Origin of the sequence: Sphingobium sp. 22B (assembly GCF_001580035.1) — a bacterium.
GTDB lineage: Bacteria > Pseudomonadota > Alphaproteobacteria > Sphingomonadales > Sphingomonadaceae > Sphingobium > Sphingobium fuliginis.
In genome coordinates this window covers 81,114-92,190 of the sequence record NZ_LTAB01000016.1, presented here as the reverse complement: position 1 = coordinate 92,190, position 11,077 = coordinate 81,114, and the positions used below count along the sequence as shown (strand labels likewise).

The 11,077-nt window shown below is 66.2% G+C and carries 6 protein-coding genes; 2 read left to right on the top strand and 4 right to left on the bottom strand.

Annotated elements, in window-relative coordinates; translation table 11 throughout:
* Positions 1–299 precede the first annotated feature (299 nt).
* On the bottom strand, positions 300–2,561 hold the full coding sequence (locus A0J57_RS15090) for an NADP-dependent malic enzyme (RefSeq protein WP_061934419.1): 2,262 nt from the start codon (positions 2,559–2,561) through the stop codon (positions 300–302).
* Positions 2,562–2,844: 283 nt separating this feature from the next.
* Between A0J57_RS15090 and mutS the strand changes: the two genes are divergently transcribed.
* Together mutS and A0J57_RS15080 are read left to right on the top strand one after the other, a co-directional pair.
* Positions 2,845–5,496 carry a DNA mismatch repair protein MutS gene (gene mutS / locus A0J57_RS15085; protein WP_061934417.1) on the top strand — a complete coding sequence of 884 codons (2,652 nt, stop codon included), beginning with the start codon at positions 2,845–2,847 and terminating at the stop codon, positions 5,494–5,496.
* Positions 5,497–5,505: 9 nt separating this feature from the next.
* Positions 5,506–8,265 (top strand): [protein-PII] uridylyltransferase, encoded by a 2,760-nt coding sequence (locus tag A0J57_RS15080; RefSeq protein WP_061934415.1) that lies wholly within the window; start codon positions 5,506–5,508, stop codon positions 8,263–8,265.
* A 57-nt stretch (positions 8,266–8,322) separates the two neighbouring features.
* Here the strand turns inward: A0J57_RS15080 and A0J57_RS15075 are convergent, their stop codons facing one another.
* Genes A0J57_RS15075 through xth form a run of 3 tightly spaced genes read right to left on the bottom strand, consistent with a single transcriptional unit; the run spans position 8,323 to position 10,675 of the window.
* A complete protein-coding gene (locus A0J57_RS15075) occupies positions 8,323–8,823 on the bottom strand; it encodes a L,D-transpeptidase (RefSeq protein WP_048577563.1) in 501 nt (166 codons plus the stop codon).
* Complete coding sequence (gene ribA, locus A0J57_RS15070; protein ID WP_025551736.1) at positions 8,820–9,878, bottom strand: GTP cyclohydrolase II; 1,059 nt, start codon at positions 9,876–9,878, stop codon at positions 8,820–8,822. The genes A0J57_RS15075 and ribA overlap by 4 nt, the downstream gene beginning before the upstream one ends.
* Positions 9,878–10,675, bottom strand: coding sequence for an exodeoxyribonuclease III (gene xth, locus A0J57_RS15065; RefSeq protein WP_061934413.1), 798 nt, complete (start codon positions 10,673–10,675; stop codon positions 9,878–9,880). Before xth ends, ribA begins: the two co-directional genes overlap by 1 nt.
* Positions 10,676–11,077: the final 402 nt, after the last annotated feature.

Sequence of the window (11,077 nt, the reverse complement as noted above, 5' to 3'; positions counted from 1 at the left end):
GCCCCCGCGCAGGCCTTTTGGGGGCGAGTCCGTCAGAGGCCTAATCCCAGTTCGACTTTCTAGGCGGCGTGGGCAAATTCAGGACTCGCTGAACTGAGTAATTTGGGTGGAATCAGGACATTCCCCCTCCCGCCTGCGGGAGGGGGCTAGGGGGTGGGCTGGCGCGACATCAGCGTGAATTTTCAACGGCTAAGCTGGAAGCTCGCTGCGCTCGCGCCCACCCCTAACCCCTCCCGTTTACGGGAGGGGAAGGTCCTGAATTGGCCACCTCCGGCCAGTCGCTCACACCCGCACTTCCGTCAGATCGCCACACCCGCCGAAGCCAGCACCGCCAGCGTCAGCAGTTCCGAAGCGTTGGACGCCATGGTTGCGATCTGCACCGACTTGTCCATGCCGACCAGCATCGGCCCGATCATGGTCGCGCCGCCCAGTTCGCGCAGCAGCTTGGCTGAGATATTGGCCGACTGAAGCCCCGGCATCACCAGGATATTGGCCGGGCCGGACAGACGGCTGAACGGATAATTCTTCATCACCGTGGGGTTGAGCGCCGCGTCGACGGTCATTTCGCCTTCAAATTCGAAATCGACATTCCGCTCTTCCAGCGCCTTGATCGCGTCGCGCACATTGTCGAGGAAGCTGCCCGGCGGGTTGCCGAAATTGGAATAGGACAGGAAGGCGACGCGCGGGTCATGGCCCATGCGGCGGGCGACCGCCACCGTGCCTTCCGCGATGTCCGCCAGTTCCTGCGCCGAGGGGCGCTCATTGACCGTGGTGTCGGCCAGGAACACCGTCTTGTCCTTCGTCACCAGCACATGGATGCCGAAGGGGGTGCGGTCCGCCGCCGGGTCCATCACCCGCTTCACCTCCCGCAGCGTCTGGGCGAAGGGCCGGGTCATGCCGGTGATCATCGCATCGGCATGGCCCATCTTCACCAGCAGCGAGCCGAAGATGTTGCGGTCGCGGTTCACCATCCGCTCGCAGTCGCGGCGCAGATAGCCCCGGCGCTGGAGCCGCTTGTAGAGCGTGTCGACCATCTCCGGCACCAGCGGCGAGTTGACGCTGTTGTGCAGTTCGAAGCTCTCCGGGTCCTGCACGCCCAGTTCCTTGAGCTTGTCATAGACATGGCCGCGTCCGACCAGCACGGGGATGCCATAGCCCAGCGTGCGGAACTGGATCGCCGCGCGCAGCACCACTTCCTCTTCCGCTTCGGCAAAGACGACGCGCTTCGGATTGGCCTTCGCCACCTCATAGGCGGTGGTGAGGACCGAGGTGGTCGGATTGAGCCGGGCCTTCAACGACTGGCGGTAGGCCGCCATGTCCGCAATCGGCTTCTGCGCGACGCCGGTCTCCATCGCCGCCTGCGCGACGGCGGAGGGCACGACCTCCATCAGGCGCGGATCGAAGGGCGCGGGGATGATGTAATCCGGGCCGAAGCTGTGCGAACGGCCATAGGCCTTGGCCACTTCCTCCGGCACCTGTTCGCGCGCCAGTTCCGCAATCGCCTTGGCGGCGGCGAGCTTCATCGGCTCGTTGATGCCGGTCGCCCGCACGTCCAGCGCGCCGCGGAAGATGAAGGGGAAGCCCAGCACATTGTTGACCTGATTGGGATAGTCCGACCGGCCGGTGGCGACGATGGCGTCGGGGCGCACCGCCTTGGCGTCGGGCGGCGCGATTTCCGGGTCGGGGTTCGCCATGGCGAAGATGATCGGCTTGTCGGCCATCGACTTCACCATGTCCTGCGTCATCGCGCCCGCAACGGAGAGGCCCAGGAACACGTCCGCGCCCTTCACCGCTTCGGCCAAAGTGCGGGCGTCGGTCTTCACCGCATGGGCCGACTTCCATTGGTTCATGCCTTCGGTGCGGCCTTGATAGATCACGCCTTTGCTGTCGCACATGATGACATTGTCATGCTGGACGCCCAGCGCCTTGATCAGTTCGGTGCAGGAGATGGACGCCGCGCCAGCGCCGTTCACCACCACCTTCATATCCTTCATCTCGCGGCCGGTCAGCATCGCCGCGTTGATGACGCCCGCCGCCGCGATGATCGCCGTGCCGTGCTGGTCGTCATGGAAGACCGGAATGTTCATCCGTTCCTTCAGCGTCTGTTCGATGATGAAGCATTCCGGGGCCTTGATGTCCTCCAGGTTGATGCCGCCGAAGGTCGGCTCCATCAGCTCGACCGCGTCGATGAACTTGTCGACATCCTCAGTCTTGAGTTCGATGTCGATGGAATCGACGTCGGCGAAGCGCTTGAAGAGGACCGACTTGCCTTCCATCACCGGCTTGGACGCCAGCGCGCCCAGATTGCCGAGGCCCAGGATCGCCGTGCCGTTGGAGATCACCGCGACCAGATTGCCCTTCGCGGTATAGTCATAGGCGGTCGCCGGGTCTTCCGCGATGGCCCGCACCGGCACCGCGACGCCGGGCGAATAGGCGAGCGAAAGATCGCGCTGGGTCGCCATCGGCTTCGACGCGATGATCTCGATCTTGCCGGGGCGGCCGGTCGAGTGGAAGAACAGCGCCTCGCGCTCTGAAAATTCCACATTCGACTTGTCGGTCATGGCTGCACCCACCCCTTGTTTGAAACAATAAGCTCGCCCCATAGGGCGCTCCGGCATTCAGTTCAGGCGGAGCCGAAAAGGGTGATTTTCGAGCATCGGAGCGCAGCATACGCAAGTATGTGCGCACCGAAGCGCAGAAAATCGCGCTTTGCAGGCCCGCATGGGCTGAATGCCGACCGCCCTAGCGGTAAGAATATCTTGTGGGCAAGTGCGAGAAGCGCAATTTTCCTGCTGTTTCTTGCAGCACTGGCATGAGGCCGGGCTTCACGCTATCCGCTGTGCCATGGCGCGAACGATCGACACATCCACGCAACAGGCGACGCCTATGATGGCGCAATATCTTGCGCTGAAGGCGGAGGCGCAGGATTGCCTGCTCTTCTACCGCATGGGCGATTTTTTCGAGCTGTTCTTCGAGGATGCGAAGGCGGCGGCGGCGACGCTGGACATCGCGCTCACCAGCCGGGGCGAGCATGGCGGCGCGCCGATCCCGATGTGCGGCGTGCCGGTGCACAGCGCGGAATCCTATCTGGCGCGGCTGATCAAGGCGGGCCACCGCGTCGCCATCGCGGAGCAGACCGAAACCCCCGCCGAAGCCAAGGCGCGGGGGTCCAAGTCCCTCGTCGCCCGCGCCATCGTCCGTTACGTGACGGCGGGCACGCTGACCGAGGAGACGCTGCTCGACAGCCGGCGCGACAATATGCTGGTGGCGCTGGCGCAGGTCGGCGGCGAGGAGGCGGGGGAATATGGCCTGGCCGCCGCCGACATTTCGACCGGGCGGTTCGAGACGCTGACCCTGCGGGCGGCCGATCTGCCCGCCGAACTGGCGCGGCTGCGGCCAAGCGAGATCGTGCTGCCGGACGGGCTGGAGCTGGAACTGCCGGACTCCCACCCCTTCGACCGCGCCGCCTTTTCCAGCAGCCGGGCCGAAGCGGCGCTGAAGCGCATCTTCGGCGTCGCCACGCTGGACGGATTCGGCCAGTTCGGCCGCGCCGAACTGGCGGCGATGGGCGGCCTGCTCTCCTATCTCGACCATGCGGGCAAGGGCACCCTGCCCTTCCTCGCCCCGCCGATGCGGAAAACCAGCGGCGGGCACGTCGCCATCGACGCCGCGACGCGGGAGAGTCTGGAGATCACCGCCACCATGAGCGGCACGCGGGCGGGCAGCCTGCTGGGCGCGGTCGACCGGACCGTCACGGGCGCGGGCGCGCGCCTGCTGGCGCAGGACCTCTCCGCGCCGCTGATGGACCAGGCCGGGATCGAAGCGCGGCTGGGCCTGGTGCAACTGTTCCATGACGACAGCATGCTGCGCGACCAGTTGCGCGTGGCGCTGCGGGCCTTGCCCGACATCGGCCGCGCATTGGGCCGTCTCGCGATGGGCCGGGGCAGTCCCCGCGATCTTGGCCAATTGCGCGACGGGCTTGGTGAGGCGCGATTGCTGCGCGAACGGCTGGGCCGCCTGCCCGACCAGCCCCTGCTGCTGGCGCAACTCCTTCCCTCGCTCGACGGCCATGGCGCGCTGGTCGACAGCCTGTCCCGCGCCCTCGTCCCCAGCCCGCCGACCGAGACCGCCAATGGCGGCTATATCGCGGACGGCTATGACGCCGCGCTGGACGAGTTGCGCCGCCTCGCCGGGGACGGCCGCCGCGCCATCGCCGCGCTGGAGGCGAAATATCGCGAGCAGACCGGTATCGCCTCGCTCAAGATCCGGCATAATGGCGTGCTCGGCTATCATGTCGAGGTGCCCGCCCGCGCCGCCGACCAGTTGATGCAGCCCGACAGCGGCTTCACCCATCGCCAGACGCTGGCCGGGGTGGTGCGCTTCAATTCGGTCGACCTGCACGAACAGGCGAGCCGCGTGGCGCAGGCCGGGGCCCATGCGCTGGTGGCGGAAGCGGCGCATCTCGAAGACCTTGTCGAAGCCACCCTCGCCCGCAAGGCGGAGATCGCCCGCGCCGCCGATGCCCTTGCCCGGCTCGACGTGGCGGCGGCGCTGGCGGAACGCGCGGCGGAGGGCGGCTGGCAACGGCCCCATTTCGTCGCGCAGGATGGCGAAGGCCCCTGCCTGGAAATCGTCGGCGGCCGTCATCCGGTGGTCGAGGACGCGCTGCGCCGCGATGGCCAGCCCTTCGTCGCCAATGATTGCCGGCTGTCGGCCGGGGACCGGCTGTGGCTCGTCACCGGACCCAATATGGGCGGTAAATCCACCTTCCTGCGGCAGAATGCGATCATCGTGATCCTTGCGCAGGCAGGCGCCTATGTGCCCGCCGCGTCCGCGACCCTGACGCTGGTCGACCGGCTGTTCAGCCGTGTCGGCGCGTCGGACAATCTGGCCAAGGGCCGCTCCACCTTCATGGTCGAGATGGTCGAAACCGCCGCCATCCTTGCCCAGGCGACCGAGCGAAGCTTCGTCATCCTCGATGAAGTCGGACGCGGCACGTCGACCTATGACGGGTTGGCGCTGGCATGGGCGGTGGTGGAGGCGGTGCATGAGGTCAATCGCTGCCGCTGCCTGTTCGCGACCCATTATCATGAGCTGACCCGGCTGGCGGAAACCCTTGCCTCGCTCTCGCTCCACCATGTCCGTGCGCGGGAATGGAAGGGCGATCTGGTCCTGCTGCACGAGGTGGCGGAGGGCCCTGCGGACCGCAGCTATGGCCTGGCGGTGGCGCGGCTGGCCGGGCTTCCACCCGCCGTCCTGAAGCGCGCCAAGGACGTCCTCGCCCGCCTCGAAGCGGGCAAGGCGAAGACCGGCGGCATCGCGGCGGGGCTGGACGACCTGCCCCTCTTCGCCGCCGCCACGGCTCAGGTGGAGGAACAAGTCGATCCCCTGCGCGCCGCGCTGGACAGCATCGACGCCGACGCGCTCTCGCCCCGGGAGGCGCTGGACCAACTCTACCGGCTCAAGCAACTGGCAGCAGCCGGTCAGGAAGACTAGATAAGCCTTATGGTCATGCAGTTTCCGAAATTGGGGTCCAGGCGCGCGATCATCGACCGGCGCGCCATTTCAGACCGCATCGCCGCCCTGGCGCAGGAGCATCGGGGCGACCAGATCAAGCTGCGCGGCCTGATCGTGAAGGAACTGAAGGACGCGCTCGACGCCGGGCGGGAGGATGTCGCCCGCCGCCTAAGCCAGAGGCCAACCCGAGGGCGGGAGGCCGTGACCGCCTTTGCCTTCCTGATCGACCAGATCCTGCGCCTGCTCTACGACGCGACAACCCATCACCTCTACCCGGCGGGCAACCGCAGCACTGGCGAGCGGATCGTGCTGATCGCGGTCGGCGGCTATGGCCGGGGCGAGATGGCGCCGCACAGCGATGTCGACATCGGCTTCATCACCCCGTGGAAGCCCACCGGCTGGACCGAGCAGGTGATCGAATCCATGCTCTATTCGCTGTGGGATCTGGGGCTGAAGGTCGGCCATAGCAGCCGTTCCATCGATGAGACGATCCGCATGGCGAAGGCGGACCTGACCGTGCGCACCGCCCTGCTGGAGGCGCGCTACATCTGGGGCGACCGCGCCCTGTATGAGGAGATCAGCGCCCGTTTCGACGCCGATGTGATGCAGGGCACAGCCCGCGCCTTCGTCACCGAAAAGCTGGAGGAACGGGACGAACGGCACAAGCGCATGGGCGACAGCCGCTATGTCGTCGAACCCAATGTGAAGGAGGGCAAGGGCGGCCTGCGCGACCTGCACACGCTGTTCTGGATCGGCAAATATGTGAACCGGGTGAAGTCGGTGGCGGAACTGGTCGATGTCGGCCTGCTGACCGAAACCGAACTGCGCCAGTTCCAGAAGGCGGAGGATTTCCTCTGGGCGGTGCGCTGCCATTTGCACATGATCACGGGGCGGGCGGAGGACCGGCTGACCTTCGACCTGCAACTCGAAACCGCCACCCGCATGCATTTCACCGGACGCGCCGGGCGGTCGGGCGTGGAGCGCTTCATGCGCTATTATTTCCTGAACGCGAAGACGGTGGGCGACCTGACCGCGGTGTTCCTCGCCCATCTGGACGACCAGATGGCGGAGCGGGGGCGTCGCTATATCCCCAGCTTCTTCCGCCGCCCGAAGAAGCTGGACGGCTTCGTGCTGGATCGCGGGCGGCTGGCGCTGCCGGGCGATCATTTCTTCCGGGACGATCCGGTCCGCTTGCTGGAAATCTTCGCGCTCGCCGACAGGCATGGCCTCGCCATCCATCCCAGCGCCATGCGCGCCGCCAGCCGCGACGCCAGCCTGATCACCGCCAAGGTGCGCCGCGATCCCCGCGCCAACGCCGCCTTCATGGAGGTGCTGACCAGCCCCCGCGACCCGGAAACCGTGCTGCGCTGGATGAACGAGTCCACGGTCTTCGGCCGCTTCATCCCCGATTTCCGCCGCGTCGTGGCGCAGATGCAGTTCGACATGTACCACCATTATACGGTGGACGAGCATACGATCCGCGCCGTCGGCCTGCTGGCGCGGATCGAAAAGGGCGAACTGAGCCACGATCATCCGCTGGCGGCGGACCTGATGGGCAAGCTGCTGTCGCGCCGCGTCCTCTATGTCGCGGTGCTGCTGCACGACATCGCCAAAGGGCGCGGCGGCGACCACAGCATATTGGGCGCGGAAGTGGCGGACCATCTCTGCCCGCGCCTGGGTCTGACACCGGCGGAGACGGAGACCGTGTCCTGGCTGGTGCTGCACCATCTGCTGATGTCGGCCACCGCCTTCAAGCGCGACCTGGCCGATTACAAGACGATCCTCGATTTCGTCGACGTGGTGCAGAGTCCGGAACGGTTGCGGCTGTTGCTGTGCCTGACCGTGGTCGACATCCGCGCCGTCGGACCCGGCGTCTGGAACAGCTGGAAACGGCAATTGCTGGGCGACCTCTATGAAGCGGCCGAAGAAGTGCTGCGCCTCGGCCACAAGCAGAAGGGCCGCAGCGAACGCGTCACCGCCAAGCAGCAGGCGCTGCGTCAGGCGCTGGGCCTGTCCGAAGCCGATTTCGAGAAGCTGCGCAAGCGGCTGCCGGAAAGCTACTGGATCGCGGAGCCGGAGGACATCCTCATCCACAATGCGCAGCATATATTGGAGGCGGGCGATTCCCCGCTCTCCATCGCCGCGCAATATTATCCGCAGCGCGGCGCGACGCTGGTGACGGTCTATGCCGCCGACCATCCGGGGCTGTTCTACCGGATCGCGGGCGCCATCCATCTGGCGGGCGGCAACATCATCGACGCGCGCATCCATACGACCCGGGACGGCGTCGCCATCGACAATTTCCTGGTGCAGGACCCGCTGGGCGGCGCCTTCCACAGCCCCGACCAATTGACGCGCATCCGCAAGGCGATCGAGGATTCGCTCGCCAACCGCCACCGCATGATCACCAAGCTGGAGGCGCGCCCCCTGCCCCGCACCCGCGCGGAGGCCTTCCGCATCGAACCTAATGTGCTGATCGACAACAAGGCATCGAACCGCTTCACCGTGATCGAGGTGAATGCGCGGGATCGCCCGGCGCTGCTGTTCAGCCTCGCCAACGCGCTGTTCCAGTCGAAGGTGACGGTGCACAGCGCCCATGTCGCCACCTATGGCGAGCGGGCGGTGGATACATTCTACGTCACCGACCTGCTGGCCGGGAAGATCGAGAGCAGGGCGCGGCTGCAAACGCTGGAACGGCGGCTGCTGGAAGCGGCGGGCGGTGAGGTGGCGGAACTGGAGCGGGCTTAGGAAGACCCGCCTGCCCCAACAACCTCGTCATCCCCGCCTTCGCGGAAGGACGAACCTTCAGACGATCTCCATCACATCACCCGGCGCCAGCAACGGCAACAGGCGCAGCATATCCGCCCGCTCCACCGCCACGCACCCCGCCGTAGGACGACCTTCGGAAAGATGGAAGAAGATCGCGCTCCCCCGCCCCGGCACCGGCGGCGAGTCATTGTGCCCCAGCACGACGATCACATCATAGGCATCATCGTCCCGCAGCAGATTTTCCGCTGAAAAGGCCCGCGGCAGATGCACGGGCCGATTATAGGCCGGATCGGCCGGATCATCGGACCAGCCGTCCCCTTCCCGCACCCAGCGCCACGGCAGGCGGATACCCGCCGCCGCCGCCTTGCCCGGCCGCAGCAACACGCCCCGAACCGGCCAGATGCCCAACGGCGTGCAGCCATCCCCCTCCCGCTTGTCCGCCGCTGCACAGACGCCGCCGCGCCCGATGGTGCAGGGCATGTCCAAGTCACCGAAGAAAAGACGCCCCGCGCCCGCATCGACGCGAATGGTGCTCACAACTGATGCCCGGTCCGGTCCCGCTTGGTCGCGAGATAGCGCTCATTATGCGGATTGGAAGGCAGGATGATCGGCAGCCGTTCCGCCACCCTGATCCCGGCGGCTTCAAGCCCCGTCACCTTGTTCGGATTATTGGTGAGCAACCGCACCTCGTCCACGCCCAGCAGGTCCAGCATCCGCGCCGCCACGGAAAAGTCGCGCGCATCGATGGCGAAGCCCAGCCGGACATTGGCGTCGACCGTGTCGAACCCCTGATCCTGCAAGGCATAAGCGCGCAGCTTGTTGACAAGGCCGATGCCGCGCCCTTCCTGCCGCAGATAGAGCAATATGCCCCAGTTCGAATCCGCGATCTGGTGCAGCGCCTGATGCAGTTGCGGCCCGCAATCGCATTTCAGCGACCCCAGCACATCGCCGGTCAGGCATTCGCTGTGCAGCCGGATCACGGGGGGCGAGGAATCGCGCTGGCCCACGATCAGCGCGACATGCTCGCGCGGTTCGTCGGGACTGCGGAAGGCGACGATCTCCGCCGTCTCGCTGGCCGACACGGGCAGGCGGGCGCGCGTGGCGATGGCCAGATGCACGGCATCGTCATAGGCGTCGATGTCGGCGGCGCTGACCTCCGCCTCGCTGTCGCCTTCCGCCGTCACGAAATAGGCCGGCAATATGCCCGCCAGCCGCGCCAGCCGCAGCGCCGCCTTGGCCGCAGAAGGCGCCGCCAGCGGCTTCGCCATGAACGGCCCTTTGAGCGGCGAGGCAAGGTCCAGCACCGGGTCGGAGATCGCGGTCGCCACATCGACGTCGATCCACGGCGCCCGCGCCACCAGCACCGGCATGTCGGGATCGGCCGCCGCCAGCTGGTTGGCGAGCTTCAGCGTCTGCGCCCGCGCCGCGGAGATCAATATGTCGGCCCCTGCGCCCGGATCGAATCCGGCAAGCGTCACGGCATCGGCCCCCTCCACGGCCATCAGCCGCACGGCGCCGTCGGCGGCCTGCACGCGCACCGGCCAGCCCCGGCGTAGCGCGTCGATGGCGCGGGCGGCGGCGCGGGCGCTCATCAGAAGGCGAATTCCGTGATGATCGGCACATGGTCGGATGGGCGCGACCAGCCGCGGATCGGTTCCACCACGCGGTGGCTGACGGCCTTTTCCGCTACGTCCGGCGTCATCCACATATGGTCGAGCCGCCGTCCGCGATCCGATTCCGCCCAGTCGCGGGCGCGATAGCTCCACCAAGTATAGAGCCGCTGCGGCGCGGGATAGAATTTGCGGCCGATGTCGACCCAGTCGTTCGATTCCTGCAGGCGCGCCAGAATCTCGCACTCGATCGCCGTATGGCTGACGACATTGAGGAGTTGCTTATGGCTCCATACATCGCATTCCATCGGCGCGATGTTGAAATCGCCGGTCAGGATGGTCGGCTTGTCCTCCAGCGTGGAGGACCATTGGATCATGCGCTCCAGGAAATCGAGCTTCTGTCCGAATTTCGGATTGACCTCCCGATCGGGCACATCCCCGCCGGCGGGCACATAGACATTCTCGATCCGGACGCCATTGTCCAGTCGCACGCCGACATGGCGCGCCTCCCCATTGGCCTGCCAGTCGAGCCGGTCGTCCTCCCGGATCGGAATTTTCGACAGGATGGCCACGCCATGGTGCATCGGCTGTCCGTTCAGCACCTGATGATTATAGCCCCGTTGCCGGAACAGCCCGGCCGGGAAGGTGTCGTTCACCACCTTGGTTTCCTGCAGACACAATATGTCGGGCGATTCCTCCGTCAGAAAGCGCTCGACAATATCGAGCCGGGCACGAACGCTATTGATATTCCAGGAAGCGATGCTGAGTGTCTGAGGCATGGCTGATCCACTAAGACCCTCCGCCGCCCCGCGCAAGGGCGGCGAATGTCCCGGCAGACGGAACAGCGTTGGCGCCGTTCGACGTTCAGTTCAGGTGGAGCCGAAAATGGGATGTTCGAGCATCGGAGCGCAGCGCACTTCATGTCCGTGAGCGCCGAAGCGGATAAAATCGCGCTTTGCAGGCCCGCACAAGCTATAGCGCTGCGTTACATCGGACGCAGGTCGCGCGCTCTCAGTTTTCGTTGTCGCATCGTTTGAAGCGGAAAACCGGTTCCCACTTTTCTGCGCGATGCTCTAAATGTCGGATCGCACCGAAAAGGCCCCCGCTCCGGGGGCATGGAACGGGGGCCTCGATCGCGCCCTTGAAGCGCTTTGCGGCGGGAGCGGGGTTCCGGGTAACAG

Excerpts from the sequence above, each read along its gene's own strand:
- xth (WP_061934413.1), bottom strand. The coding sequence starts at position 10,675 with ATGCCTCAGACACTCAGCATCGCTTCCTGGAATATCAATAGCGTTCGT.
- A0J57_RS15090 (WP_061934419.1), bottom strand. The coding sequence starts at position 2,561 with ATGACCGACAAGTCGAATGTGGAATTTTCAGAGCGCGAGGCGCTGTTC.
- A0J57_RS15080 (WP_061934415.1), top strand. The coding sequence starts at position 5,506 with ATGGTCATGCAGTTTCCGAAATTGGGGTCCAGGCGCGCGATCATCGAC.
- mutS (WP_061934417.1), top strand. The coding sequence starts at position 2,845 with ATGGCGCGAACGATCGACACATCCACGCAACAGGCGACGCCTATGATG.
- ribA (WP_025551736.1), bottom strand. The coding sequence starts at position 9,878 with ATGAGCGCCCGCGCCGCCGCCCGCGCCATCGACGCGCTACGCCGGGGC.